Origin of the sequence: Streptomyces sp. NPDC056452, assembly GCF_042796085.1 — a bacterium.
In the GTDB taxonomy this organism is placed as follows: domain Bacteria; phylum Actinomycetota; class Actinomycetes; order Streptomycetales; family Streptomycetaceae; genus Streptomyces.
In genome coordinates, this window is record NZ_JBHTRI010000032.1 from 20,384 (window position 1) to 46,076 (window position 25,693).

Annotated in this window: 25 protein-coding genes; 12 read left to right on the plus strand and 13 right to left on the minus strand. The window is 70.7% G+C overall.

All coding sequences use genetic code 11. The annotated features are described in order from the left end of the window. The first annotated feature begins 115 nt into the window (after nt 1-115). Nucleotides 116-613, plus strand: a complete 498-nt coding sequence (locus ACFQ6X_RS27400; protein ID WP_383185168.1) for a hypothetical protein — start codon at nt 116-118, stop codon at nt 611-613. Nucleotides 614-691: 78 nt separating this feature from the next. Continuing rightward, nucleotides 692-922, plus strand: a complete 231-nt coding sequence (locus tag ACFQ6X_RS27405) for a hypothetical protein (protein WP_383185169.1) — start codon at nt 692-694, stop codon at nt 920-922. Nucleotides 923-1,000: 78 nt separating this feature from the next. Here ACFQ6X_RS27405 and ACFQ6X_RS27410 read toward each other — a convergent pair whose 3' ends face one another. Beyond that, nucleotides 1,001-1,762, minus strand: coding sequence for an ArsR/SmtB family transcription factor (locus tag ACFQ6X_RS27410; RefSeq protein WP_383185170.1), 762 nt, complete (start codon nt 1,760-1,762; stop codon nt 1,001-1,003). 199 nt (nt 1,763-1,961) lie between these two features. On the opposite strand from ACFQ6X_RS27410, the gene rhaI reads away from it, so the two are divergent. The 4 genes from rhaI (at nt 1,962) to ACFQ6X_RS27430 (ending at nt 8,310) form a co-directional block, all read left to right on the plus strand. Continuing rightward, complete coding sequence (gene rhaI, locus ACFQ6X_RS27415) at nt 1,962-3,128, plus strand: L-rhamnose isomerase (protein ID WP_329204332.1); 1,167 nt, start codon at nt 1,962-1,964, stop codon at nt 3,126-3,128. A 70-nt stretch (nt 3,129-3,198) separates the two neighbouring features. Continuing rightward, entirely contained in the window at nt 3,199-5,244 is a 2,046-nt protein-coding gene (locus ACFQ6X_RS27420) for a bifunctional aldolase/short-chain dehydrogenase (RefSeq protein ID WP_383185171.1), read from the plus strand. Nucleotides 5,245-5,321: 77 nt separating this feature from the next. Next, on the plus strand, nt 5,322-6,866 hold the full coding sequence (locus ACFQ6X_RS27425) for a rhamnulokinase family protein (RefSeq protein ID WP_383185172.1): 1,545 nt from the start codon (nt 5,322-5,324) through the stop codon (nt 6,864-6,866). After that, a complete protein-coding gene (locus ACFQ6X_RS27430) occupies nt 6,859-8,310 on the plus strand; it encodes an arabinose isomerase (protein ID WP_383185173.1) in 1,452 nt (483 codons plus the stop codon). The genes ACFQ6X_RS27425 and ACFQ6X_RS27430 overlap by 8 nt, the downstream gene beginning before the upstream one ends. 33 nt (nt 8,311-8,343) lie before the next feature. Here ACFQ6X_RS27430 and ACFQ6X_RS27435 read toward each other — a convergent pair whose 3' ends face one another. After that, nucleotides 8,344-9,402 (minus strand): enoyl-CoA hydratase/isomerase family protein, encoded by a 1,059-nt coding sequence (locus tag ACFQ6X_RS27435; RefSeq protein WP_383185174.1) that lies wholly within the window; start codon nt 9,400-9,402, stop codon nt 8,344-8,346. Nucleotides 9,403-9,602: 200 nt separating this feature from the next. Between ACFQ6X_RS27435 and ACFQ6X_RS27440 the strand changes: the two genes are divergently transcribed. Beyond that, the gene (locus ACFQ6X_RS27440) at nt 9,603-11,744 is read left to right on the plus strand and encodes a SpoIIE family protein phosphatase (RefSeq protein ID WP_383185175.1); all 2,142 of its coding nucleotides are present in this window, start codon (nt 9,603-9,605) and stop codon (nt 11,742-11,744) included. A gap of 136 nt (nt 11,745-11,880) precedes the next feature. Here ACFQ6X_RS27440 and ACFQ6X_RS27445 read toward each other — a convergent pair whose 3' ends face one another. Next, the gene (locus ACFQ6X_RS27445; RefSeq protein WP_383185176.1) at nt 11,881-12,516 is read right to left on the minus strand and encodes an LAETG motif-containing sortase-dependent surface protein; all 636 of its coding nucleotides are present in this window, start codon (nt 12,514-12,516) and stop codon (nt 11,881-11,883) included. Between the two features lie 251 nt (nt 12,517-12,767). On the opposite strand from ACFQ6X_RS27445, the gene ACFQ6X_RS27450 reads away from it, so the two are divergent. Then, nucleotides 12,768-13,451 (plus strand): histidine phosphatase family protein, encoded by a 684-nt coding sequence (locus ACFQ6X_RS27450; protein WP_383185177.1) that lies wholly within the window; start codon nt 12,768-12,770, stop codon nt 13,449-13,451. A gap of 18 nt (nt 13,452-13,469) precedes the next feature. Here the strand turns inward: ACFQ6X_RS27450 and ACFQ6X_RS27455 are convergent, their stop codons facing one another. From ACFQ6X_RS27455 to ACFQ6X_RS27465, 3 genes are all read right to left on the minus strand, one after another. Further along, a complete protein-coding gene (locus tag ACFQ6X_RS27455; RefSeq protein WP_383185178.1) occupies nt 13,470-13,958 on the minus strand; it encodes a GNAT family N-acetyltransferase in 489 nt (162 codons plus the stop codon). 40 nt (nt 13,959-13,998) lie between these two features. Next, the gene (locus ACFQ6X_RS27460; protein WP_383185179.1) at nt 13,999-15,009 is read right to left on the minus strand and encodes a DUF6397 family protein; all 1,011 of its coding nucleotides are present in this window, start codon (nt 15,007-15,009) and stop codon (nt 13,999-14,001) included. A gap of 123 nt (nt 15,010-15,132) precedes the next feature. Continuing rightward, complete coding sequence (locus ACFQ6X_RS27465) at nt 15,133-15,543, minus strand: roadblock/LC7 domain-containing protein (protein ID WP_383185180.1); 411 nt, start codon at nt 15,541-15,543, stop codon at nt 15,133-15,135. Between the two features lie 136 nt (nt 15,544-15,679). Here ACFQ6X_RS27465 and ACFQ6X_RS27470 point away from each other — a divergent pair, with 136 nt between their 5' ends. Then, nucleotides 15,680-16,108 (plus strand): PPOX class F420-dependent oxidoreductase, encoded by a 429-nt coding sequence (locus tag ACFQ6X_RS27470; protein WP_383185181.1) that lies wholly within the window; start codon nt 15,680-15,682, stop codon nt 16,106-16,108. 38 nt (nt 16,109-16,146) lie between these two features. On the opposite strand, the gene ACFQ6X_RS27475 is transcribed toward ACFQ6X_RS27470, so the two are convergent. From ACFQ6X_RS27475 to ACFQ6X_RS27495, 5 genes are all read right to left on the minus strand, one after another. After that, a complete protein-coding gene (locus ACFQ6X_RS27475; RefSeq protein WP_383185182.1) occupies nt 16,147-16,779 on the minus strand; it encodes an ATP/GTP-binding protein in 633 nt (210 codons plus the stop codon). 292 nt (nt 16,780-17,071) lie between these two features. Next, nucleotides 17,072-17,473, minus strand: a complete 402-nt coding sequence (locus ACFQ6X_RS27480; protein WP_329204345.1) for a DUF742 domain-containing protein — start codon at nt 17,471-17,473, stop codon at nt 17,072-17,074. Between the two features lie 22 nt (nt 17,474-17,495). After that, nucleotides 17,496-17,930, minus strand: a complete 435-nt coding sequence (locus tag ACFQ6X_RS27485; protein ID WP_329204346.1) for a roadblock/LC7 domain-containing protein — start codon at nt 17,928-17,930, stop codon at nt 17,496-17,498. Beyond that, nucleotides 17,927-20,599 (minus strand): nitrate- and nitrite sensing domain-containing protein, encoded by a 2,673-nt coding sequence (locus tag ACFQ6X_RS27490; protein WP_383185183.1) that lies wholly within the window; start codon nt 20,597-20,599, stop codon nt 17,927-17,929. Before ACFQ6X_RS27490 ends, ACFQ6X_RS27485 begins: the two co-directional genes overlap by 4 nt. A gap of 101 nt (nt 20,600-20,700) precedes the next feature. Continuing rightward, a complete protein-coding gene (locus tag ACFQ6X_RS27495; RefSeq protein WP_383185184.1) occupies nt 20,701-21,471 on the minus strand; it encodes an MHYT domain-containing protein in 771 nt (256 codons plus the stop codon). Nucleotides 21,472-21,632: 161 nt separating this feature from the next. Between ACFQ6X_RS27495 and ACFQ6X_RS27500 the strand changes: the two genes are divergently transcribed. Further along, on the plus strand, nt 21,633-22,232 hold the full coding sequence (locus ACFQ6X_RS27500) for a class I SAM-dependent methyltransferase (RefSeq protein ID WP_383185185.1): 600 nt from the start codon (nt 21,633-21,635) through the stop codon (nt 22,230-22,232). A gap of 11 nt (nt 22,233-22,243) precedes the next feature. Here the strand turns inward: ACFQ6X_RS27500 and ACFQ6X_RS27505 are convergent, their stop codons facing one another. Continuing rightward, entirely contained in the window at nt 22,244-23,017 is a 774-nt protein-coding gene (locus ACFQ6X_RS27505; protein ID WP_383185187.1) for an alpha/beta fold hydrolase, read from the minus strand. Nucleotides 23,018-23,122: 105 nt separating this feature from the next. Here ACFQ6X_RS27505 and ACFQ6X_RS27510 point away from each other — a divergent pair, with 105 nt between their 5' ends. Further along, entirely contained in the window at nt 23,123-23,653 is a 531-nt protein-coding gene (locus ACFQ6X_RS27510; RefSeq protein WP_383185188.1) for a PadR family transcriptional regulator, read from the plus strand. Here ACFQ6X_RS27510 and ACFQ6X_RS27515 read toward each other — a convergent pair. After that, the gene (locus tag ACFQ6X_RS27515) at nt 23,633-24,535 is read right to left on the minus strand and encodes an oxygenase MpaB family protein (RefSeq protein WP_383185190.1); all 903 of its coding nucleotides are present in this window, start codon (nt 24,533-24,535) and stop codon (nt 23,633-23,635) included. The genes ACFQ6X_RS27510 and ACFQ6X_RS27515 overlap by 21 nt on opposite strands. A gap of 208 nt (nt 24,536-24,743) precedes the next feature. Between ACFQ6X_RS27515 and ACFQ6X_RS27520 the strand changes: the two genes are divergently transcribed. Further along, nucleotides 24,744-25,670: a hypothetical protein gene (locus tag ACFQ6X_RS27520; RefSeq protein ID WP_383185192.1), complete on the plus strand. Its 927-nt coding sequence runs from the start codon at nt 24,744-24,746 to the stop codon at nt 25,668-25,670. The last annotated feature ends 23 nt before the right edge of the window (nt 25,671-25,693 follow it).

Below are 25,693 nucleotides of genomic sequence, written 5' to 3' on the forward strand. Positions count from 1 at the left end.
ATGCCGAGCCTATCGATCCCTGACAACTCCCGGCTCAGCCGCCGTTGTCGGTGGGCCGGCGCACACTGGACCGCAGAGCACTGCACCGCAACGCACCGGCGAAGGGGATTCGTATATGGGCACCTCGCGGGAGACCGCGTTCGAGCCTCTCACCGGGGACGGGCCGGCGCTGTCCGGACCTGCTCGCGAGCGGGCCGGCGCGGTGCGCACCGCGTTCGAAGGGATGCTGCAGATCCGGCGGCTGACCAATACGGGACACGCGGATCCCGAGCGTGTACCCGCCCAGTGGGAGCTGCTCCGGCCGGTCCGCGCGGTGGCACTGGCACTGGAGGCCGCGGAAGTAGCCGCATCGGCGGTCGGAGCGTCCGGGGAGCGTACGGCCACGGGGTACCGGGTGTGCGAGGGCGAGTCCCCCGGCTCCGTACGGGTGGAGTGGGTGGGCCCGCCCGGCAGCGGTGCCGCCCATGAGGAGGAGCGCGCGCTGGCCGGGTGCGCCACCGTGCTGTCGCGCCTGGGCTGGACAGCTCTGTCGTACCGCGGTCCGCGCCGACGGCGTTTCCTGGAGGTCGAACCACCGGCCGCAGACCGTCGCACACGGGGCGTCCGGACCTGATCCGGCCTGCTCGGCGGGCATTGTCAGACCCATGGGGGATGCTTGACGGTCCGACACCTCTGACCAGGAGATGCTGAGATGCGCAATGACGAGATCGCCGCGGCCCAGGCGTACGTCCGGCTACTTGCGGCCACCCGCGCCGCGCTCGCGGACCCGACGGACGCCCCGCTGTACATGCCGCTGCTCGCCTCCCCGATCGAGGAGGCCGACGAGGCGCTGCGGAGCGCGGGCCTCTCGGGCAACGAGGACAGGCTCTTCGCTCTCGTGCGGGCGCTCCAGCCGAGCCTGACCGGTTCGTCCGGCCGCTGAACCACTGCGGCTCGCACTGGATGCCGCGCTCCCGTGCCGGCGAGCGCGGCATCCAGCGTGCCGGCGAATTGAACGGTTTCAGCTGTTGCCCGTGTACAGCAGGGAGCCCGGCGTGGTGAGCAGCTCACCCGTCTCGAGCCAGGTCTTCAGGCCGGAGAGGATCATCGGCCAACCGCCGTAGAGCTCGTCGTTGGCGCCGTCGCGCAGCTCGTCATGGGTGACGGTCAGCCGGCAGGAGTCACCGACGGGCTCGATCTCCCAGGTGATGCGGGTCGGCCCCTCGTTCCTCACTTCCTCGCTCCAGAGCGCCACCATGCTCTGGACCAGCTTGCGCGGCGGGTCGACCTCGAGGTTCTGCCCCTCGCCGAGCGGGCCGGGGGCGCCCGGGGCGCCCATCTCGAAACGTGATCCCGGCGTCCAGTCGGAGGTGACACGGGCACCGAAGTTGTACTTGCTCCTGATCTCGGGGTCCGTGATGGCTTCCCAGAGGCGCTCGGGAGTGGTGCGGATGTAGATCTCGAAGATCTTCTCCATGGGATTCTCCAGTCGGCTCTTGAGGCCGCTGAGCCCTGCGGCCCAGGGCTCCGCATACTTGCTCACCCACCGGTCGTGGACGAGCCGGATGGGCACCGGGTTCAGGAAGTGGAGCTTCTCCCGGCCTCGCCGCCTGGTGACGACCAGGCCCGCCGCCTCCAGCAGCTTGAGGTGCTTCATCACCGCGAACCGCGTGATCTCGAAGCGGGCTTCCAACGCACTCAGTGTCTGCCCGTCGTCACGGAACAGCTCGTCGAGCAGGCTGCGCCGCGTCGGGTCTGCCAGGGCTTTGAACACCGCGTCCATGAATCCAAAATATGTGACCTTTTGGTCACCTGTCAACCGCAAGGAAAGCAAGCGCTTTCGGTGAATTGATTCAATCGCTACAAAACTTGACTAGCTGCTTGACTAGCAGCATCGGCCAAACCTAGCGTACGTTCCGGATGAAACGATTCACATCCCCGATCCTGACCGGTCGCCGGATGACTCTGATTACGAGGTGTTCATGTCTGATGTGTCGGCCGTCAAGGCAGCCCTGAAGTCTCAGGTCATCGAGACGCCGTCCTGGGGCTACGGCAACTCCGGGACCCGTTTCAAGGTCTTCGCCCAGCCCGGAGTCCCGCGCGACCCGTTCGAGAAACTTGCGGACGCGGCGCAGGTGAACAGCTTCACCGGGGTCGCCCCGAAGGTGTCGCTGCACATTCCGTGGGACAGGGTCGAGGACTACGCGGCACTGACCCGGTACGCCGAAGGGCTCGGGCTGCGGATCGGCGCCATCAACTCCAATGTGTTCCAGGACGACGACTTCAAGCTGGGCTCGGTCACCCACCCGGACCCCAAGGTCCGCCGCAAGGCCACCGACCACCTGCTCGAATGCGTCGACATCATGGATGCCACCGGATCGCCCGACCTGAAGCTGTGGTTCTCGGACGGCACCAACTACCCCGGTCAGGACGATATTTCGGGCCGTCAGGACCGGCTGGCCGAGGCACTCGCCGAGGTCTACGAGCGCCTCGGCGACGACCAACGGATGCTGCTGGAGTACAAGCTCTTCGAGCCCGCGTTCTACACCACGGACGTGCCCGACTGGGGCACCTCGTACGCCCATTGCCTCAAGCTCGGCCCGAAGGCCCAGGTCGTCGTGGACACCGGACACCACGCCCCGGGGACCAACATCGAGTTCATCGTGGCGTTCCTGCTGCGCGAGGGGAAGCTCGGGGCGTTCGACTTCAACTCCCGCTTCTACGCGGACGACGACCTGATGGCGGGCGCCGCCGATCCGTTCCAGCTCTTCCGGATCATGCACGAAGTGGTCAAGAACGGCGGCATGAAGCCCGAGACCAACGTCAACTTCATGCTCGACCAGTGCCACAACATCGAGGCCAAGATCCCGGCAGTCATCCGCTCGGTCACCAATGTGCAGGAAGCGACCGCGAAGGCGCTGCTGATCGATGTCGAGGCGCTGGCCGCCGCGCAGCGCTCCGGCGACGTCCTCGCCGCCAACGGCGCGCTGATGGACGCGTACAACACCGACGTACGGCCCCTGCTCGCGGACGTACGCGAAGAGCTCGGCCTCGCCCGCGACCCGTTCGCCGCCTACCTCGCCTCCGGCAACCAGGAGCGCATCGCTGCCGACCGGGTCGGCGGCGAGCAGGCCGGCTGGGGCGCCTGAGCCCTCGGCGCACCTCGCAGCCGGCGCATTCGTCCGGCACCCGCCCGCCCATCACCCCGAAGGAACCCTCATGACGTCCGCGACGCACGCCGAAGTCGCCGCGCTCCTGGAGCGCGCCCACCGGATCGGCTCCGACCCCCGCAACACCAACTACGCCGGCGGCAACACCTCGGCCAAGGCGACGGAGACCGATCCGGTCACCGGCGGCGAGGCCGAACTGCTCTGGGTCAAGGGCTCGGGCGGTGACCTCGGTACGCTCACCGAGGCCGGCCTCGCCGTGCTCCGGCTGGACCGGGTGCGCGCGCTCAAGGACGTGTACCCGGGGGTGGAGCGCGAGGACGAGATGGTCCCGGCGTTCGACTACTGCCTGCACGGCAAGGGCGGCGCCGCCCCGTCCATCGACACCGCGATGCACGCGCTGGTCGAGGCCGCGCACGTCGACCATCTGCACCCGGACTCCGGAATCGCCCTGGCGTGCGCCGCCGACGGCGAGAAGCTCACCGCGGAGTGCTTCGGGGACAAGGTGGCATGGGTGGGCTGGCGCCGGCCCGGTTTCCAGCTCGGTCTCGACATCGCTGCCGTCAAGGAGGCCAACCCGCAGGCGGTCGGCGTCGTCCTGGGCGGCCACGGCATCACGGCCTGGGGCGACACCTCCGAGGAGTGCGAGCGCAACGCCCTCTGGATGATCCGTACGGCCGAGACGTTCCTCGAGGTCCACGGCAGGGCGGAGCCCTTCGGCCCCGTACTGTCCGGCCGGGAGGCACTGGCGCCGGAGGCACGCCGGGAGCGGGCCGCGGCGCTGGCTCCGGTGATCCGCGGTCTGGCCTCCACGGACCGCCCGCAGGTGGGGAACTTCACCGACGCGGAACCGGTGCTGGACTTCCTCTCCCGCGCCGAGCACCCGCGCCTCGCCGCACTCGGTACGTCCTGCCCGGACCACTTCCTCCGTACGAAGGTCAGCCCGCTGGTCCTCGATCTGCCGGCCGACGCCCCGCTCGACGAGGCGGTTGCCCGCCTCCAGTCGCTCCACGAGGAGTACCGCGAGGCCTACCGCGCCTACTACGACCGTCACGCGACACCCGAGTCGCCCGCGATGCGTGGCGCGGACCCGGCCATCGTGCTGGTGCCCGGGGTGGGGATGTTCTCCTTCGGCAAGGACAAGCAGACCGCCAGGGTCGCCGGGGAGTTCTACCTCAACGCCATCAATGTGATGCGGGGTGCGGAGGCCGTCTCCTCCTACGCTCCGATCGAGGAGTCCGAGAAGTTCCGCATCGAGTACTGGGAACTGGAGGAGGCCAAACTCCGCCGCATGCCGCCGCCGAAGGTGCTCGCCACCCGGGTCGCGCTGGTCACCGGCGCGGGTTCGGGGATCGGGAAGGCCATCGCGCACCGGCTCGTCGCGGAGGGAGCCTGCGTCGTCGTCGCGGACCTCGATGCCGAGAAGGCGGTAACGGTCGCCGACGAGCTCGGCGGGCCGGACAAGGCCGTCGCGGTGACCGTCGACGTCACCAGCGAGGAGCAGATCGCCGACGCGTTCAAGGCGGCGGTGCTCGCCTTCGGCGGCGTGGACCTGGTCGTGAACAACGCCGGGATCTCCATCTCCAAGCCGTTGCTGGAGACCACTGCACGGGACTGGGATCTCCAGCACGACATCATGGCGCGCGGCTCGTTCCTCGTGTCGCGCGAGGCCGCCCGTGCGATGCAGGCGCAGAAGCTCGGCGGCGACATCATCTACATCGCGTCGAAGAACGCCGTGTTCGCCGGTCCGAACAACGTCGCGTACTCGGCGACCAAGGCCGACCAGGCCCACCAGGTGCGGCTGCTGGCTGCCGAGCTCGGCGAGCACGGTATCCGGGTCAACGGCGTCAACCCCGACGGGGTGGTGCGCGGCTCCGGGATCTTCGCCGCGGGGTGGGGCGCCCAGCGCGCGGCGACGTACGGCATCGAGGAGGAGAGGCTCGGCGAGTTCTACGCCCAGCGCACGCTCCTCAAGCGCGAGGTGCTCCCCGAGCACGTCGCCAACGCCGTATTCGCGCTGACCGGTGGGGATCTGACCCACACCACCGGCCTTCACATTCCCGTCGACGCCGGTGTGGCGGCGGCCTTCCTGCGCTGACCACGCGCGGTGAGCCGTGTCCCGCACCGTCTGCGCACGTGCGGGACACGGCCCCGCCCGGATCGGATGAGATTGCCATGTCTGCGACTTCACGACACGACCCGGTGTTCGCCGCGGTCGACCTCGGTGCCACCAGCGGCCGGGTGATCACCGGCCGGGTCGGTGCCGACGCATTGGTGCTGACCGAGGCGCACCGCTTCGCCAACACTCCGGTCCGGCTGCCCGACGGGCTTCGGTGGGACGTGCTCGCCCTGTACCAGGGCATGCTGGACGGTCTCCGGAAGGCGGCGCGCAGCGGTCCCGTCGCCTCGGTCGGCATCGACACATGGGCAGTGGACTACGGACTCCTGGACTCCGACGGGGCACTGCTCGGGATGCCGTTCCACTACCGGGACAGCCGTAATGTCCGGGCTGCCGACGAGGTACTGGCCCGGGTCGGGGCACAGGATCTGTACGGCGTGAGCGGACTGCAGCATCTGCCGTTCAACACCGTCTTCCAGCTCGCCGCCCATCGTTCCACCGCCCAGTGGGAGGCGGCGCGGACGCTGCTTCTGATGCCTGATCTGCTGGTGTACTGGCTGACCGGCACGGTGGGCGCGGAGGCGACCAACGCGTCGACGACCGGGCTGTTCGACGCCCGTACCGGGGACTGGTCCGAGGCGCTCATCGGGCGGCTGGGGCTGGAGCGTTCGCTGCTCCCCGCGCTGCGCGAACCGGGTGACCCGGCGGGGACGCTCCTGCCGCACGTCACCGAGTTCACCGGTCTGCCCGCGGGCACACCGGTGACGACGGTCGCCTCGCACGACACGGCGTCGGCCGTCGCCGCGGTCCCCGCCACGGAACCCGGGTTCGCCTATGTGTCGTGCGGTACCTGGTCGTTGGCCGGTCTGGAACTGGACGCGCCGGTCCTGACCGAGGAGTCGCGGGCCGCGAACTTCACCAATGAGCGGGGGGTCGACGGCACCGTCCGCTATCTCCGCAACATCATGGGCATGTGGCTGCTGGAGGAGTGCCGTCGTACCTGGGAGCGGGACGGTCTGTCACCGAGCCTGCCCCGGCTTCTCGCGGACGCGGTGAGGGCCAGGCCGTTCGCCGCCGTGATCGATCCCGACGATCCGGCGTTCCTCGCCCCGGGTGACATGCCCTCGCGCATCGACTCCGCTCTCACCCGCACCGGTCAGGCACTGCCGGACGGCCCCGGCGGGTATGTGCGCTGCGTGCTGGAGAGCCTCGCTCTGGCCCATCGCCGAACGCTGCGGCAGGCCGCCGGGCTGGCGGGCCGCGAGCTGACCCGCATCCACCTGGTCGGAGGCGGTTCGCGCAACGAACTGCTCTGCCAGTGGACCGCCGACGCGACCGGTCTGCCGGTCACCGCGGGTCCTGCCGAGGCGACCGCGCTCGGCAACGTACTGCTCCAGGCGCGGGCCCACGGCCTGGTGGGCAGCCTGGCCGACATGCGCCGGCTCGTCGCGCGCACCCAGGAGCTGCGTCACTACAGCCCGCAGGGGGACCCGGCGGCCTGGGACAGGGCCGAGGACCGCCTGGAGGCGACATGTACGGCGGACGCACCGGGCGCCGCCGACCGCTCAGCAGAAGACGAAGGAAGGAATTCCGATGGCTGACGACGCCACCGCCGCTCTCGTCCGCACCGCACGCCGCCCTACCCGCGTGGGCCTGGTCTCCGGCGGACTGGCCGCCTACTGGCCGCAGTTCCCCGGTCTCCTCGACCTGCTCCAGGACTCGGCGCGCTACGTCACCGAGCGGTTCGAGGCGATGGGCTGCGAGGTGGTCGACGCCGGCTTCATCTCCGATCCCCAGGAGGCGGCCGGCGCGGCGGAGCAGCTCCGCAGGGCCGACTGCGACATCGTCGTCACGTTCCTGACGACGTATCTCACGGCTTCGATGGTGCTGCCGATCGCCCAGCGCACCCATGCACCGGTGCTGGTCATCGATCTTCAGCCGACCGAGGCGATGGACCATCCGAACACCGATACCGGGAAGTGGCTGGCGTACTGCGGTCAGTGCCCGCTGCCCGAGGTCGCCAACGTGTTCCGCCGCAGCGGTATCGCGTTCCGCTCGGTCTCCGGACATCTGCGGGACGACAACGCGTGGAACCGGATCCGCCGGTGGATCTCCGCGGCGGCGGTACGGGGCGCGATGCGTCATGGCCGGCACGGGCTGATGGGCCATCTCTATCCCGGGATGCTCGACGTGTCGACGGACATGACGCTGGTGTCCTCCCGGTTCGGCGGCCATGTCGAGGTCCTGGAGTTTGATGACCTGCGGGTACGGGTCGCGGCGGTCACCGACGAGGAGGCTGCCGAGCGCGTCGCTCTGGCCCGGGGTGTGTTCACCCTCGACGAGTCCGTCGACGAGGGTGATCTGGACTGGGCGGCCCGGGTGTCCGTGGGGCTGGACCGGCTCGTCGAGGACTTCTCGCTCGACAGCCTCGCCTACTACCATCGCGGCCTCGACGGCGAGATCCACGAGCGGCTCGGTGCCGGGATGATCCTCGGCGCTTCCCTGCTCACCGCCCGTGGCATCCCGGTCGCCGGTGAGTACGAGCTCCGCACCAGCCTCGCCATGCTGATCGCCGACACGCTCGGTGCCGGCGGGTCCTTCACCGAACTGCAGGCCCTGAACTTCCGTGACGGAGTCGTCGAGATGGGCCACGACGGACCGGCCCATCTGGCGATCAGCGCCCAGGACCCGCTGCTGCGGGGGCTCGGCGTCTACCACGGGAAGCGCGGCTGGGGCGTCAGCGTCGAGTTCGATGTGAAGCACGGCCCGGTGACCACGTTCGGGATCGGACAGGAGGCGGACGGCTCGTTCGTGTTCGTCGTCTCCGAGGGTCGAGTCGTCCCCGGCCCGTTGCTCAAGATCGGCAACACGACGTCCCGCGTGGACTTCGGCTTCGACCCCGGTGAGTGGACGGACGCCTGGTCCTCGACGGGCATCGGTCACCACTGGACCCTCTGTACGGGGCACCGCGCGAAGGACTTCAAGGCCGCCGCCGGGCTTCTCGGCATCCCGTTCCGCGAGGTCACCGGGCCGGGCGACCTCTGAGCGGCGTGCGAACCGCTCGGAGGCGACGCCGGTTCAGCCCGAGGCCAGACCGAGTTCGAGTTCACCGAGCGGTTCGAAGTGGCGGGCGACGTCTGCGTCGGTGACGTCGGCGGGCTCGGCCGGGTGCCACTTCGGACGACGGTCCTTGTCGATGATCTGGGCGCGTACGCCCTCCACCAGATCGGGTCCGGCGAAGGCCCGGCAGGAGACCCGGAACTCCTGGTCGAGTGCCGCTTCGAGGCTTTCGAGACGCCGGGCGCGGCGCATGGCGGCAAGGGTGACCTTGAGCGCGGTGGGCGACTTGGCGAGGAGTGTTCCGGCGGTCTCCTTCGCCTCGGGCTCACCACTGTCGAGGAGGCGGCCGATGATCTCCTCGACGGTGTCGGCGCCGTAGCAGGCGTCGATCCATGAGCGGTGCGGCGCGAGCTCCCCTTCGGGTGCCGTCGCGGCGTAACGCCGCACCGTCTCCGTCACCTCGGCGGGCGTCGTACCGAGGGCAAGGGCGGCGGTGAGCTGGGCCAGCCGCTCCGAGGGCACGAAATGGTCGGCCAGCCCGCACAGCAGCGTGTCGGCGGCGCCCACGGCCTGCCCGGTCAGGGCGAGGTGGGTGCCGAGCTCACCGGGTGCCGCGGCCAGCAGATAGGTACCGCCCACATCGGGGACGAAGCCGATCCCGGTCTCGGGCATCGCCACTCGGGAGCGCTCGGTGACGATACGGACGTCACCGTGGGCGGACACCCCTACCCCGCCGCCCATGACGATGCCGTCCATGAGCGCCACGTACGGCTTGGGGAAACGGGCGATACGGGCGTTGAGCCGGTACTCGTCGCGCCAGAAGTCCACGGATGCGCGGCGGCCGGCCCGCGCGTCCTCGTAGATGGACCGGATGTCGCCACCGGCGCACAGACCGCGCTCGCCGGCCCCGCTGATCACGACGGCCGTGACGGCGTCGTCCTGCTCGGCGAGGGTGAGCGCCTCGTCGATGCTCCGCACCATGGTGTGGGTCAGCGCGTTCAGGGCCCGGGGGCGGTTGAGCGTGATGTGCAGGCTGTGACCCTCTGTATGAAGCAGGACGGGCTCGGCGTCATTCATATGTGCGCTCCGGTCAGGCAGGGGCGGTGCATCCACCGGTCGTGGGGGATCTCTGCCTGCCATTCTGCGACGGCCTCCCCGACGCTCCGGAGGCGGGTGCCCCACCGAACCGCTGTGGCACTCCCGCACAACGGGCTCGACAATTGAGACCTACGGGCCGCGACGTCCAGCAGCCCCGCCGGACGACCTCCGGAGCAGGAATGACCGATCATCCACGGCGAGCAGACTCCAAGGCTCCGCCTCCCCTCCGGTCCGACGGGACCGGTAGCAGCGAAACGGGGACGGCGGAGCGTCTCGCCATGAACCGGACCGGCAGCTTCGAATGGGACCTGGACGCCGGGACCCTGGACATCGACGAAGCCGGGCTGATGGTCTTCGGCCTGGACCCTGACACCTTCGACGCACGGCCCGGGGCCGTGGTGGAGCAGCTGGAGCCGTCGGAGCGGGCGCGTCTGGACGTCACCATCGACGAGGCGCTCTCCAGCGGGAGCAGTTCCTACAGCGTGCACTTCCAGGTGCCCCTGGCGGACGGCACCCGCCAGTGGACTCACGTCCAGGCCAGAATCCTGCGTTCCGAGGACGGTCGCGCACACCGTGTCATCGGCGTGGTACGGGACGCGACGGCGGAAGTCACCCATTCGGCCTTCGTGCAGGATCTGGAAAAGCGCCGCCAGCGCCAGACCAACATCGTTGAACGCACGACGAGCGCGATGTCACGTGCGGTGACCGTCGACGACGTCACGGCAGCGCTCACGGGCCCGGGCGGCCTGGCCGGGCTCGGCTCGGACGGACTGGCGCTCGGACTGGTGGAGAACTCCGCGCTCAACATCATCGCGTTGAGCGGCGACTCCGTGGAGGTGCTCGGCGGACTGGGCTCCGGGGAGCTCGACGCGAACCTTCCCCTGGGCGACACGATCCTCAGCGGAAAGCCCCGGTTCATCACCTCGCTCGACTCCCTGATCCGGCGCTATCCGGTACTCGAGCCGCACATCGGGCGGCTGAAGTTCCGCGCCGCTGCCTACCTTCCGCTGGTCGCGCAGGCGCGACCCCTCGGCGGGCTCGCCCTCTTCTACCGGGAACGCACGGTGTTCAGCGCGGACGAGCGCATTCTCTGTCTGGGGCTGGCCGCCATCGTGGCCCAGTCGCTCCAGCGGGCCATGCTGTTCGACGAGGAGCGCGAGTTCGCCACCGGGCTCCAGTCGGCCATGCTCCCGCGGCGGATCCACGACATCGAGGGCGGGGAGATCGCGGTCCGGTACCACGCGGCGTGGAGCGGCCGGCAGGTCGGCGGCGACTGGTACGACGTGATCGCGCTGCCCAACCACCGCTTCGGCGTCGTGGTGGGCGACGTACAGGGCCACGACACGCACGCTGCCGCGATCATGGGCCAGCTGCGTATCGCCCTGCGCGCGTACGCGGCCGAGGGGCATCCGCCGGCGACGGTACTGGCTCGCGCCTCCCGCTTCCTGGCCGAACTGGACACCGACCGCTTCGCAACGTGCGCGTATGCACAGGTGGACCTCGCGACCGGCACCGTGCGCGTGGTGCGTGCCGGGCACTTCGGCCCGCTCATCCGGCACACCGACGGCAGGGTCGCCAGCCCTCAGGTGCGCGGTGGTCTGCCGCTGGGGATCTCCACGACCTTCAAGGACGAGGAGTTCCCGGAGACTCGGCTCGACCTGGTGCCGGGCGAGACGCTCGTCCTGTACACCGACGGACTCGTGGAGGAGCCCGGCGCCGACATCGACTCGGGCGTGGCCACGCTGGTTCACGAGATCAGCAACGGGCCGGCGGGCGCCGAGGCGCTGGCGGATCATCTGTCGGACCGCCTGTGGGAGCGGTGGGGCTCGGGGGACGACGTGGCGCTGCTGGTGCTGCGACGCAGCCCGGATCTGGGGTCGCCACGCGCTCCGCGGCTGCACCAGTACATCCATCAGGCGGACCCGGAGGGGCTCTCGGATGCGCGCGCCATCGTCCGCCAGGCGCTGACGGACTGGGACATGGCCTCACTGGCCGACGACGCGGAGCTGGTCACCGGGGAGTTGCTGGTGAATGTGCTGCTGCACACGGAGGGCGGGGCTGTTCTCACGCTGGAGGTTCTGCCGGAGCCTGTCCGGCGCATCAGGCTGTCGGTCCAGGACCGTTCGAGTGTCTGGCCGCGGCGTCGCACTCCGGGAGAGACCTCGACCTCCGGGCGCGGTCTGCTGCTCCTGGACGCGGTCGCCACACGCTGGGGCATCGAACCCCGGGGAGAGGGCAAGGCCGTCTGGTGCGAGATGGGCCCGGCCTCCCCGGATTCCGCCACCGCCCCGACGGCCGCCTCGGCCGCACCCGGCCCCTGACCCGAACGAGACGCCCCGGATCCGGTGCAGCAGCAACGAGGAACGCGCTGAGGGGCGTACCGCATCGCTTCCGATGCGGTACGCCCCTCACCCGGCCTCCCGGAACTGGTCCGTCGGGCCGGACTGCCGGGATACGTCAGTGCTGCGCGGAACGGCGCTTACGGACGGACCACAGGATGCCGCCACCGGCGAGCAGAACCGCGATCGCGGCTCCCCCGATGACGGGCGTCGCGGACGACGAACCGGTCTCGGCCAGGTCGGGCGCGCTGGGGCTCGGCTCCGCCGGGGCGGGCGCGGTCTCCGTAGCGGTCTCGCTCGGCGTGGCACTCGGCTCGGGGGTCTGCGTGGCCGGCGGCTCGGTCGGCTTCGTCTCGGTCGGCGTCGGCGTCGGCGACGGGGTGCTGTCCTCGCACACCGGAGCCTGCTTCGTCTCGTCGCGCGAGAACTTCTCGCCGTCTCCGGCCTTGACGACGAGCCGGACTGTCAGCTCCTTGTCGTGCGGCGGCAGCTGGAGCGGCGTCTTGGTGTGGAACTCCCGACCGAACGTCGTCGCGGGGAGCAGTTCCTTGCCGCCCACCACGGACACGGTCACGACGTTGGCCACGTCGCTCGAGTAGGCGGTGAGGTCGACGCTCACGTCGGAGCAGGTCACGACCCAGGTGGGGGTGTGAGCTGCGGCCGGCGCGGCGGAGATGACTCCGCCGGCCAGGCCGACAACCGCAGCGGCCGCGAATGCTCCCGCGCCACGCCACGATCTCCTGGGTATGGTCATGGATTCTTCCTCCATACGAGTTTCCCCGCCGGACTGGCGGTGGGGCGCACAGTACTGCCCCCGCCACCCGGGTGTGCACCCACCCCACGAAGCATCGGACACACCAACTGTTGTCACATCACCGCGACTTATGACATGGCGGACACGCCGGGGCCGGGGCGGGTGCGGCCGGGGATGGCTCGATGAGAGGGTGACCAGTACATATATCTGTCGTCGCACGATGCGACCCGCCTTGGAGCCCGACCCGTTCTATGCGATTGCTGTTGATCCGTCACGGTCAGACGCCGTCCAACCTCGGCCACTTCCTGGACACCGCACGGCCCGGACCCGGGCTCACCGCTCTGGGCCTGCGTCAGGCTGCCGAACTTCCGGCCGCCCTGGCCGGTGAGGACATTGGCGCCCTCTACGCCTCGACGCTGACGCGCACGCAGCTGACGGCGGCGCCCCTGGCTGCGGAACGAGGTCTGGAGGTCCGCATCCGGGACGGCATCCGCGAACTCTCCGCCGGAAAGTTGGAGATGCGCGCCGACCGGGCAGCGGTGGCGGAGTATCTGACGACCGCATTCGCCTGGTCCGCCGGCGACACGTCGAGGCGTATGGCAGGGGGCGAGAGCGGCACCGAGGCACTGGCCCGCTTCGACGCGGTGGTCGCTGAGGCCGCCTCGGCCGCCGGACCGGCCGCCGCGGGCACGGCTGCTCTGATCAGTCATGGCGCGGCGATCAGGATGTGGACGGCGGCCCGTGCCCACAACGTCTCGGTGGAGTTCGCCGCCGCCCATGCCCTCGACAACACGGGCGTCGTGGTGGTCGAGGGCACCCCGGAAGATGGCTGGAAGGCACTGTCCTGGGCCGGCACCGTGGTCGCTCCGGGGACCAGGAGCGGTGTGGAGGACGCCGGACCCGCGGGTCGCACGATCTCCGGTGTCGGCGACTGAGCGGCTCGGCCGGGCGCTTCAGAGGGCCTTGTGCATGATGTGCAGTCCGACGTAGCCCTTGGCCGGATGGTTGAAGCCTTCCGGAAGCGTCCCCAGTACCTCGAACCCGAGCGAGCGGTACAGCCGTACAGCGTGCGTGTTGGTCTCCACCACGGCGTTGAACTGCATGGCGCGGAAGCCCGCTTCCCGCGCCCACTCCACTGTGTATTCGCACAGGGCCCGGCCCACCCCTCGGCCGGAGTGCCGGGAGTCGACCATGTAGCTGGCGCTGGCGATGTGCGATCCGTTGCCCATGTGGTTCCGGTTCATCTTGGCCGTGCCCAGGACGGTCCCGGCGTCGTCGACCGCGACGACCGTACGACTGGGTGCGGACAGGAGCCACCAGCCCCTGGCATCGTTCTCCCCCAGGTCCAGGGGAAAGGTGAACGTCTCGCCCGCGGAGACGATTTCGTGGAAGAACGGCCAGATGGCGGGCCAGTCCTCCGTGGTGGCTTCTCTGATCAACATGGGGCAAAGATGCCTGTGCGCACGGGCAGGTCGCAAGCACTTAATGATCTCGGCTCCGTCGCCTGCCCAGTCCGATCCGGGCCAGGAGACCCGGCGCGGCCACGGTCGGCGCAGCGGTGCGACCCGCCACCCGGTCGACCGCCTCCCCCGCCCGCGCGGGCACAGGTACCGGCGCGCTCCCGGGCGGGCCACCCGGCCTGGGAGCAGAGCGGCGCTCGCGCGCCCGGTCCAGCTCCATGGCCAGGTTCACCCGCCGCCAGAGGATCTCGTCCGGATCGTCGGCCAGCATCAGCTGCCCCATGGTCTCCCTCCCGGACACGGATCCCGGCCGCCCGAAGGCGGACTCCGGCCGGATGCGCGCGAGGTAGGCGCGTTCGTACGGGTCGTCCACCACTTCCGCGAGCTGGACCGCGTCCAGAGCGGACGCCTGTACCGCGGCACGCGCCCATGGATCCTCCGTCCGGCCCAGCAGCCGGTCGATCCTGCGCGAACGCCAGTTGCGCGCACGCCAGTCGACGCCGGCCTCCAGCATGGTCCGCATCCCGACCGGGCTCTTTCCGGCGAGCAGCTCGGGCTCCCTGGCACCGAATCCCGCGATTTCGTCCACCAGATAGAGCCAGACCACCGCACGGTAACGGTTCAGATAGAACGCCACCGGCGAGACGCACCCGATCCGGGCCAGCCCGGTGAAGCGGACACTGCTGATACCGAGCAGGGCGGCGCCCTCCGCCGTCCCCGCCGTGCGCACCCTTGCCCGGAGGGATTCGGGGAAGCCGGCCGTGGCTTGCAGCCGGTCGACTTCTTCCCTCCGTACCCGCGGCCTTCCGCCGGCCACCGGCGCGTCCGCGCTGATCAGCCCCAGATGGACGGCAAGGTCGAACTCGCCGCGCTTCAACTCCAGCTCCTGCGCGGCGCGTCCTGCGGCCAGCGTGCTTCCCGCGGCGCCCGGTGTTTTTCCGGCACCCCCACCCGCTTCGGCGCCCCCACCCGCTCCCGTGGCCGTGCGCTCCGCTCCCGCGCGGCCGGTGCGTGCCGCTTCCTTGACAGCCATGACTGGCCTCCCCCGTGTGGTCGAATACTCTCTGGTCGAATACTCTCTGTGACCACGGTAACCAGGGGAGGCAGATCCCGCTGCCCCTGTGGATAACTCCGCATACTCGGCGAAAAGCGTAGTTCAAAGGCGGTCGGCGCGCTCTGCACCTTGCCGTGCCGTCACGCCGAGGTGCTCGCCCACGCGATTGACCAGCAAGGTCATCTCATAGGCGACCTGGCCGACGTCGGCCTCCGCGGAACTCAGCACGCACAGACAGCTGCCGTCGCCCGCCGCCGTCACAAAGAGCAGTGCCTCGTCGAACTCCACCATGGTCTGGCGCGCTCTTCCGGCCCGGAAGTGACGCCCCGATCCCCTGGCCAGGCTGTGCAGTCCGGACGAGACCGCCGCCAGGTGCTCGGCGTCCTCGCGTGCCAGCTCCGCGCTGGCTCCGGTGACCAGCCCGTCGTTCGACAGCACCAGCGCGTGCTGTATGTGCTCCACCCGGCTGGTGAGATCGTCAAGGAGCCAGTCAAGTCCCCGGTCCATCGGCATGTGCTCATCCTCCCCGTTCGTCCGTTCCCCGCGTCGATGGGCAAGCCTCGCGCAAGGGTCCCTCGCGGGCAAGCGCCTCCCCGTCTCCGGGGCGTCGCTTCGCGCCATGCTCAGGATCTCGTCCGAAGATGGGCTCATGGCACACCACATGACCCAGGACGAATGGCGGGCGTTCCTCTCGGAGGGGACCCGCACCGCAAAGGTTTCGACCGTACGAGCGGACGGAAGCCCGCACATCGCGCCCGTCTGGTTCCTGCTCGACGGTGACGATCTGGTCTTCAACACCGGAAAGGAGAGCGTCAAGGGCCGCAATCTCGCGCGAGACGGACGGGTGTCGATCTGCGTGGACGACGACCGGCCCCCGTTCGCGTTCGCCGTGCTCCAAGGGCGGGCGGACCTGAGCGAGGACCTCGGCGATCTGCGCCGCTGGGCGACCCGTATCGCGGGCCGGTACATGGGCGCGGAGGCGGCCGAGGAGTTCGGGGCACGCAACGGCGTGGCCGGCGAACTCGTCGTACGCGTGCACATCGACAAGGTGCTGGCCATGGCCGAGGTGGCCTCCTAGACCGTGCCGGCAGGCCGGCACGGTTCGCTCCGTCCGGCTCAGTGTGTGCCGGCCTGCCCCACGGAGTCGAGCAGCCGGGCGGTGTGCATCCGCCCGGCGTACTCGACCATGCGGATCAGGACCTCTTTTCCGGAGGCCCGGTCGCGCGCGTCGCACAGCACGACCGGCGTGCCCCGGTCGAGGTCGAGTGCACGGGAGACGTCCTCCTCTCCGTAAGTCCGTGCGCCCGAGAAGCAGTTGACGGCGACGACGAACGGAATGCGGCGGTGTTCGAAGTAGTCGACTGCCGGGAAGCAGTCCTCGAGCCGGCGGGTGTCGGCCAGCACCACCGCTCCCAGCGCCCCCGTGGACAGCTCGTCCCACAGGAACCAGAAACGGTCCTGCCCCGGGGTTCCGAAGAGATAGAGCGACAAGCCCGACCTGATGGTGATGCGGCCGAAGTCCATGGCCACGGTCGTAGTGGTCTTCTGGTCCACTCCGCCGGTGTCGTCCACGGACTGCCCTGCCTCACTGAGGAGTTCCTCGGTGCGCAGGGGCCGGATCTCACTGACGGCTCCGACCAGGGTCGTCTTGCCGACCCCGAAGCCGCCGGCGACCAATATCTTCAGAGCGAGGGCCGTGGTGTCCTCGGTCTGTTCCCCACCCGTGCTGTCCACATGCTCGGAGGACATCCATCACTTCTCTCGCGAGTGCCGTCAAGTAGAGGCGACAGCATGGCAAGGAGCGGCCGCCGCCGAAGGGAGTGAACGGTTTTTGACCGATGTGACCGGACAGGCCCGCTCATTGTTCATATCCGGTCACTCCGGTCGGAATTCGACTCGGTATTCGAGGTATTCGAGGTATTCGATGCATTCGAGGTATTCGACGTATCTCACGCATTCAGGGTGTTCCAGATATTCGGACGCTCAGATCGGCTCGGTAGACGCGAGAGGGCAGCGCGCACGGCCTTCGCGAAGGTGCCCGTCACAGCGCCCGCAGGCCGTCGATCACCTCACGCAGGATCCGCTCGTCGGGCAGCTGCGCCGGGGGCACAGGACGGCTGACCCGTACGAAGCCGGCTTCGAGCAGATCGCCGAGGAGCACTCTCACCACGCCGACGGGCAGGTCGGCGTCCGCGGAGAGTTCAGCGACCGACTGGGTCTCACTGCGGCACAGCGTCAGCAGGGCCCGGTGTTCCGGGCCGAGCAGCCCCTCGTCGGAACCGTCCGGCGCGGCCTCGTCGACCGCCACGAGCGCGATCAGGTCGAAGCGCACCCCGCTGGGCCCCGGATCGGTACGGCCGCCCGTCACGGCGTAGGGGCGGACCAGCGGGCCTGCCTCGGCGTCGTACCACTGGCTGCCCTGCGCGGTGCCGTCGTCGCTCATGCCCGTGCGCACGTCCGCCCCCTCAGCCGGTCGCCGGTGGTTCGGCGAGCCTCACCGGCGTGGCGAGGTGCTCGCCCACCCGCTTCACCAGGCGCGCCATCTCGTAGGCCACGAGGCCGATGTCCGCGAAGGCCGTGCTCAGCACGGCTAGACAGGATCCGTCGCCGGCCGCCGCGACGAACAGGAAGCCCTCGTCCATCTCGACCATCGTCTGGCGCACTCCCCCGGCCCGGAAGTGCCGGCCCGCCCCTTTCGCGAGGCTGTGGAAGCCGGACGCCACAGCCGCGAGGTGCTCGGCGTCCTCTCTGCTGAGGGCGCTGGACGCACCGACGGCCAGCCCGTCGTTGGACAGCACGACTGCGTGCCGGACCTCGCCGACCCGTGCGACGAGATCGTCCAGCAGCCAGTCGAGTTCGCCGGAGCCGCGGGAAGCCGCCGCTCTCTCGTTCGCGATCATGCCTGGTCTCCTTCGGTGTACGGCCGGATACCGGAAGCGGGTCCGGGTGTGCTGCCGCCCGGTGCGGTCCCGCCGCCGCGGACCCATCCGTTGCGGTAGGCGGTCATGCGGTCGCGGGCCTGTTCAGGCGTGCGTTCGACCGGCGGTGTGGCCCCTGGGTGGCGCGCGTCGCCGCGCTCCGGGCGCGGCTTCTCGCGCAGCTGGGGTACGAGGCTCGCCTGGCGGACGCGACGCGGCAGCTCGCCGTCCTCGTCCGAGGTACCGGAGGGACCCGGGACACCCGAGAGACCTGTGGACCCCGAAGGCCCCGTGGAGGCAGAGGGCCCCGTGGAACCCGAGGAGCGTGCGCGCCGGTGCAGCGTGGTGACCGGCGCGGGTGCGGTCTTCGGGCCTGTGCGGGCCTCGACGGGAGTCCGCGGCTCGATCGCGGGCACGGCCACCGGGGCGGGGAACGCGGTGGGGCGTGGGGCCGCGGCGCGTGGCCCTGGTCCGTGTGCCCTGCTGTCGTCGTCGCGGGCCACCGTTGTGGCGCCCCCGGGCTCGGCGTCCGCCGGAGCGGCCGACTGGCCTGCCGGCAGTCCGCTCTGGAGCAGTGCGGTCGGCAGCAGCACCACCGCCGTCGTGCCGCCGTACGGCGAGGTGCGCAACTGGACCTTGATCTGGTGACGGGCGGAGAGCCGGCTCACCACGAAGAGGCCGAGCCTGTCGCTGTCGAACAGGTCGAGCGCTTCCGACTGCTCGATGCGCCGGTTGGCCTCGCCGAGCAACTCCTTGCCCATGCCGAGCCCACGGTCCTCGATCTCCAGGGCGTACCCGTTGCCGACCGGTTCGCCGCTGATGCGCACCTTGGTGTGCGGCGGGGAGAACTGTGCGGCGTTCTCGACGAGTTCGGCCAGGAGGTGGGTGAGGTCGGCCACGGCCGCCCCCTTCACGCCCGCATCCGGCAGCGCCCGCACCTCCACCCGTGAGTAGTCCTCGATCTCGGAGACGGCGGCACGCACCACATTGGTCAGTGGTACGGCCATCCGCCAGGCCCGCCCGGGCGCTGCCCCGGAGAGAATGATCAGGCTCTCCGCGTGCCGCCTCATCCGGGTTGTGAGGTGGTCGAGCCGGAACAGGTCGCCCAGCTCGTTGGGGTCGTCGGCGCGGCGCTCCATGCCGTCGAGAAGGGTGAGCTGGCGGTGGACGAGAACCTGGCTGCGGCGAGCGAGGTTGACGAAGACTCCGGAGATCCCGCTGGCCAGTTCGGCACGTTCCACGGCGGCGCTGAGCGCGGCACGGTGGACGGTGTCGAGGGCTTCGCCCACCTGGCCGATCTCGTCGTGGGAAGGCCTGCCGGGCGGCGCCTCCGCCCGGATGTCCAGCTCCTCGCCGGCGCGCAGGCGTTGCATGGCGCGGGGCAGTTTGCGCCGGGCGATCTCCAGCGCGCTGTTGCGCAGACTGACGAGCTCGACGACGAGCGCACGGCCGATGCGCACGGAGATCATGAGTGAGGCGGCGGCGGCGAAGAACCCGAAGAGGACTGCCGCTCCGGCGGGGCTGAGCAGTGCGCGCGTGAGGGGGTCGGCGCGGTCGGCGGCGCGGTCGACCGCGCCGGTTTCGATGGAGCTCAGCTCCTCGCGTACGGCTGTCGCGTCCCGTTCCCATGCCGCGGCGGACACCGCCTGCGCGGCTTTGCGGCCCGGCTCCGCCTGGAGCACCTTGTCCTCGGCTGCCGTGATCCTGCGATAGGCGCCGCCTTCGGTGAGGGCGCGCCAGGCACTTCGGCCGACGGACGGCAGATCGTCCCCGGCCGTTCCTGCGAGGCTCCGGCGGGTCGCCACCGCGCCGGTGAAGTTGCGCAGCTGCTCACCTTCGAGTGTCTTGGTGAGTCCGGCGGAGGCCAGCAGCGCGTCCTCCCGCGCCAGCATTTCGCCGCTCCGCGCCAGTTCGAGCAGGACGCGGGCCTCGGACCCCAGCTCGGCGTCCTGAATACCGGTGAGCGCGCCGGAGACACCGAACGCCGCGGTGACGGCTTCGGAGTACTGCGTGAATGCGGCGGCCGCGTCGGCGCGTCGGTCGGCGTCCCGGTCCCGGGAACCGCCGGCGGGAGGGTCCAGGAGGCTGCTGCGCAGGGTGGGGAGTTGATTGGTGTGCTCGAGGAAGGTGCTGAGCCGGCTAGCGACGCCCTCGGGAAGGTTGCCTGCGTCGGCGACCGTGTGCCGGTCGCCCAGGCGCAGCGCTCCGAGCGCGGCATCGGTGTGCTTCGCCTGCCGCTTCAGGTCGGCGGCGTGCCCGGTACCCGGTGCCACCGACTGGCGCAGTGCCGCCTCACGTTCGGTCTGCAGAGCGGCGACCGCCGCCTGGACCGGTGCTCGTACGGTGCTGTCCACCCGTTGCAGTTCACGCAGCCGGGCCACGTCCTGCGCCGTGGTGACGGTGGCGAAGCCCCACAGGGCGAGCAGCGAGACGACCGGGACCATGAGCAGGGAAATGACCTTGGCCCGCACGGTCCGGGGGCGCAGGGACCCGCGACGCGCCGGGGGATCGTCCGGCGCCGGCGACCCGGGCTCGTGGTCGGCGCGCTCGTCGGCCGGCCGGCCTGCGTGCGCGCGTCGTCCGCGTGGCGGTGGCGCGGGCCGTTCGGCGTGCGCACCGGGGTCCGGGGTCGTCGTGCGGGGTGTGCGCATGGCCTCCTCGTTCCAGGTGTGGAGCTCAGTGCCCCGAGTGCTGTGTACGGCGGAATTCCGCGCCGTCCGGTCGCCGGGGCGGCGTTGCAGCCGCCCCGGCGTCAGGGCGCCACTGCAGCCGGGGCCCGTTCGGCGGCGTCCTCCACGCGCTCGCGGGCCGCCGGTGAGAGTGCGACGAACGCCGAGGTGAGGAAGAGGTACGAGCCCAGGCCGACGGCGAGCGGGAAGATGAACTGCATCACGGTCGCTCCGGGAAGCTCGGATCCCGACGGCGCGACCCGGACCCCGACGGCCAGCATTCCGGTGTAGTGCATGCTGCTGACTGCCGCACCCATGACGAGGGACGCGAGGGCCACGGCCCCCGGCGTCCTGATGTTCAGTGCCGCCCAGAGGGCCGCTGTCGCGGCGACGACGGCGATCGTCACCGAGAGCGCCACGAGCAGCGGGTCGTACGCGACGGTGCCGTGCAGCCTCAGGGCGGCCATGCCGAGGTAGTGCATGCTGGCGACCCCGAGCCCGGTCGTGAGGCCGCCGATGAGGAGCGCACGCGAGCGGTCACGGCTGTAGCCGACCACGAAGACTCCGGCCCCGACCACCACCATGGCGACCAGCAGGCTGAGCAGCGTGAGCGGAACGTTGTAGCGGATGTCGGTACCGGTGACGCCGAAGCCGAGCATGGCGACGAAGTGCATCGTCCAGATGCCCGTACCGATGGCGGATGCGGCGGTGAACAGCCAGTTGCGGCGCGAACGGCCGCTGGTGGCGAGCGCGCGCACGGTGCAGCGGAGCCCGAGTGCGGCGCCGATCGATGCCATCGCGTACGACAGCGCGGGTGTCAGCCAGCCGAAGGTGGCGTGGTCCAGGTGTCCCATGAATCGGGGACGCTAGCCCGCTCAGGGGCGCATGCCAGGGGCGCATTTCGAAAGCTGCTGAAATATGACAGAGAGATGTTCCCGAACGATCAGGGCAGGTTCGAACATGCGCACCGCTCCGTGCCGTTTCGCTCGGATACGGACTACGCGATCATGTCTGTATGGCCGACGACCACACACATGTCCAGGACTTCTTCTCGGTCCGAGCGGCGGACTGGGACAAACGGTTCCCCGATGACGGGCCCGCGTACGCCGCCGCCGTCGGCGCACTGGGACTTCGCCCCGGCGACGCCGTTCTCGACGCGGGCTGCGGTACGGGGCGCGCGTTGCCGCACCTGCGGGACGCGGTGGGACCCGGCGGCACGGTGCTCGGCGCCGACCTCACACCCGCCATGCTGGATGCGGCGGCACGGGCGGGGCGGGCCGGCAGCGGCGCCCTGCTCGTGGCCGATGCGGCGCGGCTGCCGTTGCGCGACGGAACGCTCGACGCGGTGTTCGCGGCCGGCCTGATCTCCCATCTCACGCATCCCGAGCCGGGGCTGGGCGAGCTGGCACGCGTCGTGCGCCCCGGTGGCCGACTGGCCCTGTTCCATCCGATCGGCCGGGCCGCGCTGGCGGCGCGGCACGGCCGCAGCGTCTCCGACGACGATCTACGGGCGGAGCCGCGTCTCGTTCCCCTGCTTGCGCACGCGGGTTGGGTGCTGGACTCGTACACCGACGAGGACGACCGCTTCCTGGTTCTCGCCGTACGCGCGCGCTGAGCGTCCGCGCGTCACGCGGGGCGCTCGGCGACGGCCCGCACCAGCGCGTCCGGGCGGTCGAACATGAGGACGTGTCCCGCCTCCGGGACGGTCTCCACCCGTACGCCGGCGGCCATCAGCGCCTCCCTTCCCGGGAGTTCACCACTCAGCGCGCCCTGCAGGTACACACGCTCGGCCGGCGACTCCATCAGCATCCGGCGCATCGTCGGGTCGGTGCCGCGCGCCAGGCCGGTCGCCGTGCGGTGCAGGGCGAGCGGGTCGGCGAGCCGCATGGTCGCGGCCCAGGCAGGCCCCACCCGCGCCAGCACCCGGGCGAAGCCCCCGCCGTGGACGAACTCCTCCTCCGACAGTCCGGCGATGCCGCTGCTCCCCGCGGTGACCGGCGGGTACGGGTCGAGGTTGGCCTCGGTGAGGACCAGACGCCGGACCAGTTCCGGACGCCGGTGCGCGAGGACGATCGCGACCGCGCCGCCCATGCTGTGGCCGATGAGGTCCGCGCCGCGCACCCCGGCTCCGTCGAGCGCGGCGGCGAGCGCGTCCGCGTGGTCCTCCAGCGTGTAGCCGAAGTCCTGGGGCCGGTCACTGATGCCGTGCCCGGGAAGGTCGACGAGGAGTGAACGGCGGCCGGACAGCGCCGGGGCGGCCGCGAGGTGCGCGTGGTAGACGGAGGACATCGCTCCGAGCCCGTGCACGTACACCGAGGCCGCGCCGGCGCCTTCGGGCGTCCCGCCCGACTCGGTCCACCGGACGACACTGCCCCGCTGGTCGAACTTCGCCTCGTACACAGGTCCACTCCCCCACTCGCCGACGTCCCGCTTCGAGCAGGAGCATACATCGTTGCCGATGTATCACCGCAACGATGTACCGCGTGCATGAGGCAGAATGCGGGCATGCTGGAGCTCTCCATCCTCGGATTCCTGTACGACACCCCCCTGCACGGCTACGAACTGCGCAAACGCATCACGGCCCTGACCGGACATGTGAGGCCGGTCGCGGAAAGCACGCTGTACCCGGCCATCAAGCGGCTGGAGAAGGCGGGGCTGCTGGCCCGGGAGACGCAGCCGGGCAGCACGGCCGCGCCCCGTCACGTCCTGACGCTGACCGAGGCGGGCAGAACGGAGCTGCGGCACCGTCTGGCGGAACCCGCCAGAGGGGACATCACCGACGAGAACCGCTGGTTCACGCTCCTGGCGTTCCTGCGTCATCTGCCGGACCCGTCGGCCCAGGCCGACGTGCTCCGGCAGCGACTGGCCTTCCTCGAGGAGCCCGCGAGCTTCTTCTACGCCGGGGACCGGCCGCTGCGCGCCGAGGAACTGGACGATCCGTTCCGCCGGGGCATCCTCACGATCGCCCGGGCGACCAGTGAGGCCGAGCTGAGGTGGCTCCGCGCCACCCTCGGCTCACTCGACCGGAGTGTCTGAGGGCCGCCCGTGCGGGACCGGGCACCCGCGGACGCCCGGAGTGGGGAACGTCCCGAGCCCGGCGACCTCGTACCCGTTCGGATAGCCCTTGATCTCGGGGTTCTGACGGGCGTAGTGCGCGGTGGAGCGGGGCGGCAGGAGCCGTACGGCTCGGGCCCTCAGGCGCAGCGCTCCGCGGGTCAGTCCCCGGGCGACGGGACCGGGGCGTTCGTAGCGGAACGTGCGCAGCAGCGCATCGTCGAGGAGGGCCAGCGCCGCCTTGCGCACGACGGGTGCGAGCGGGCGCGGGTACCAGGAGCCCATGAGAGCCAGCGTCGCGTCGGAGACCGAGCGTGCGCCCTCGTCCCAGCCGAAGTGCTCCTCCTCGTAGGCGTCGAGGGTGCGCTCGAAGTCCTCGTACGTCTGCGGCACGTCCCTGATGCCCAGGTGCGTGCCGAGAGTGCGGTAGTAGACCGCGATGGCGCGCAGCTCGTGGTCGGACAGCCTGCGCCAGCCGTAGGTGTCGAGCCAGCGCTTCGGGGTGACCACGAAGGTGCACAGCACGTAGCGCATGTCGTCGTCGCTGATGTCGTAGCTGCGGTGCATCCGGTTGATCCGCCGGACCGCCGTGCGGCCTTCCTCGCTGTCGAAGCCGTGCTCCACGACGGAGTCGAGGAGAAGTGCGGTGTCGTCGTACCGCTTCTGTGAACGTTCCGTCAGTTCCCCTGTCTCCGCGAGGAGTCGCCCGATGCTGGGGACGGCGTAGGTGCGGTACAGGGCGAGTTCGAGTGCGCGGGTGATGTCCCAAGGGAATTCGTACGTCACGGTGAGCCGGTAGATCTCGAGGAAGTCCCGCTCCGGGTCGAGACGCTGGATCTGCCTGAGCCGTTCGAACCGCTTCACCCTGGCTGTCCCCTCGTCGGCCGGAGGCACAAGCCTACGCGGGCCGGGCGGACGGGCACCACGGTGCGAGGGGTGCTCCGGCCTGCCGCAGCGGGCTGCCGAGACCGCCTGTCACCGGGCGATATCCCTTGTCAGGGCCTCGACGGCAGGGTTACCGAGTAGTTAAGGTGCGCCGACGGACGAAGCTGTGAGGAAAGAGGAGGGTGCTGTGGCCGGGACCGACGAGGCGGTCGCCGACGACGACGCACTGTTTGTGCTGACCGCGGTACTGCTGACCCCCGCGCAGTTCCCGAGCGTGCTCGGCGACGACTACGTGGCCGCGTGCGGCGCGCTGGGCCTCGAACCGTACGCCGAGGGCTACGGTCTGGTGCTCGGCCAGGACGGCGGCGGCGCCCGCTGGACGGTCGTCGTCGACGATGTGTCCCTGGTGGCGGTCGCCATCGCCTCCTGGGACTGCGGCATGGAGTACGACCTCTCCCCCGACGACCGCTCGGTCGTGTGCGCACTGCCGGGCTGGCCGCTGGCCCTGGCGGTCGCGGCGCCCGGCGTTCCCGAGCCGCACGACCCGCTGCCGGACCCGTCCGCCGAGGGAACCGACCCGGCACCCCTGACACCGCCGGACACCGAGGTGTGGGGAGCGGCCCAGCGGCGTCTCGGCGCGGACGAGATCGCCCTGCAGTGGGCCGCCTGGCGCGAGCAGATCGACGACGACACCACGTTCAGCAGGCCCGACGGAAAGGCGCCGAAGAACGGACAGCCCTCGGCAGACGGGAACGCGTCGGAGGACGGGCAGGCTCCGGCGGCACAGGCATCGGAGGGCGGACAGGGGGACGCCGGGGAGGCCGCGGAAGGCAGCGGCTCCCGGCAGCACCCCGGCGTTCGCCGGGCGCTCGCAGAGGCTCTCGCCTACGTCACGGTCCCGCCCCCGCCCGGCCGGATACGCTCCGCGTTCGCCCCCGGCGGGGCCCGCATGCTGCGCGTCGACGGCCCCGGCTGGTCCCTGGTCGCCAGAACCGACGACATCGCTTTCATCCTGCTGGACGAGGAGCCGGGCGAGGTCCTCCCGGTCGGCCGCGGCCCCGAACTGCCGGGGCTGCTGAAGTCACTGGACGAGTTGGCCGTCCGGCCGGTCTGAGCCCCGGGTCCGCTACGGGCCGA

Excerpts from the sequence above, each read along its gene's own strand:
- ACFQ6X_RS27400 (WP_383185168.1), top strand. The coding sequence starts at position 116 with ATGGGCACCTCGCGGGAGACCGCGTTCGAGCCTCTCACCGGGGACGGG.
- ACFQ6X_RS27405 (WP_383185169.1), top strand. The coding sequence starts at position 692 with ATGCGCAATGACGAGATCGCCGCGGCCCAGGCGTACGTCCGGCTACTT.
- ACFQ6X_RS27410 (WP_383185170.1), bottom strand. The coding sequence starts at position 1,762 with ATGGACGCGGTGTTCAAAGCCCTGGCAGACCCGACGCGGCGCAGCCTG.
- rhaI (WP_329204332.1), top strand. The coding sequence starts at position 1,962 with ATGTCTGATGTGTCGGCCGTCAAGGCAGCCCTGAAGTCTCAGGTCATC.
- ACFQ6X_RS27420 (WP_383185171.1), top strand. The coding sequence starts at position 3,199 with ATGACGTCCGCGACGCACGCCGAAGTCGCCGCGCTCCTGGAGCGCGCC.
- ACFQ6X_RS27425 (WP_383185172.1), top strand. The coding sequence starts at position 5,322 with ATGTCTGCGACTTCACGACACGACCCGGTGTTCGCCGCGGTCGACCTC.
- ACFQ6X_RS27430 (WP_383185173.1), top strand. The coding sequence starts at position 6,859 with ATGGCTGACGACGCCACCGCCGCTCTCGTCCGCACCGCACGCCGCCCT.
- ACFQ6X_RS27435 (WP_383185174.1), bottom strand. The coding sequence starts at position 9,402 with ATGAATGACGCCGAGCCCGTCCTGCTTCATACAGAGGGTCACAGCCTG.
- ACFQ6X_RS27440 (WP_383185175.1), top strand. The coding sequence starts at position 9,603 with ATGACCGATCATCCACGGCGAGCAGACTCCAAGGCTCCGCCTCCCCTC.
- ACFQ6X_RS27445 (WP_383185176.1), bottom strand. The coding sequence starts at position 12,516 with ATGACCATACCCAGGAGATCGTGGCGTGGCGCGGGAGCATTCGCGGCC.
- ACFQ6X_RS27450 (WP_383185177.1), top strand. The coding sequence starts at position 12,768 with ATGCGATTGCTGTTGATCCGTCACGGTCAGACGCCGTCCAACCTCGGC.
- ACFQ6X_RS27455 (WP_383185178.1), bottom strand. The coding sequence starts at position 13,958 with ATGTTGATCAGAGAAGCCACCACGGAGGACTGGCCCGCCATCTGGCCG.
- ACFQ6X_RS27460 (WP_383185179.1), bottom strand. The coding sequence starts at position 15,009 with ATGGCTGTCAAGGAAGCGGCACGCACCGGCCGCGCGGGAGCGGAGCGC.
- ACFQ6X_RS27465 (WP_383185180.1), bottom strand. The coding sequence starts at position 15,543 with ATGCCGATGGACCGGGGACTTGACTGGCTCCTTGACGATCTCACCAGC.
- ACFQ6X_RS27470 (WP_383185181.1), top strand. The coding sequence starts at position 15,680 with ATGGCACACCACATGACCCAGGACGAATGGCGGGCGTTCCTCTCGGAG.
- ACFQ6X_RS27475 (WP_383185182.1), bottom strand. The coding sequence starts at position 16,779 with ATGTCCTCCGAGCATGTGGACAGCACGGGTGGGGAACAGACCGAGGAC.
- ACFQ6X_RS27480 (WP_329204345.1), bottom strand. The coding sequence starts at position 17,473 with ATGAGCGACGACGGCACCGCGCAGGGCAGCCAGTGGTACGACGCCGAG.
- ACFQ6X_RS27485 (WP_329204346.1), bottom strand. The coding sequence starts at position 17,930 with ATGATCGCGAACGAGAGAGCGGCGGCTTCCCGCGGCTCCGGCGAACTC.
- ACFQ6X_RS27490 (WP_383185183.1), bottom strand. The coding sequence starts at position 20,599 with ATGCGCACACCCCGCACGACGACCCCGGACCCCGGTGCGCACGCCGAA.
- ACFQ6X_RS27495 (WP_383185184.1), bottom strand. The coding sequence starts at position 21,471 with ATGGGACACCTGGACCACGCCACCTTCGGCTGGCTGACACCCGCGCTG.
- ACFQ6X_RS27500 (WP_383185185.1), top strand. The coding sequence starts at position 21,633 with ATGGCCGACGACCACACACATGTCCAGGACTTCTTCTCGGTCCGAGCG.
- ACFQ6X_RS27510 (WP_383185188.1), top strand. The coding sequence starts at position 23,123 with ATGCTGGAGCTCTCCATCCTCGGATTCCTGTACGACACCCCCCTGCAC.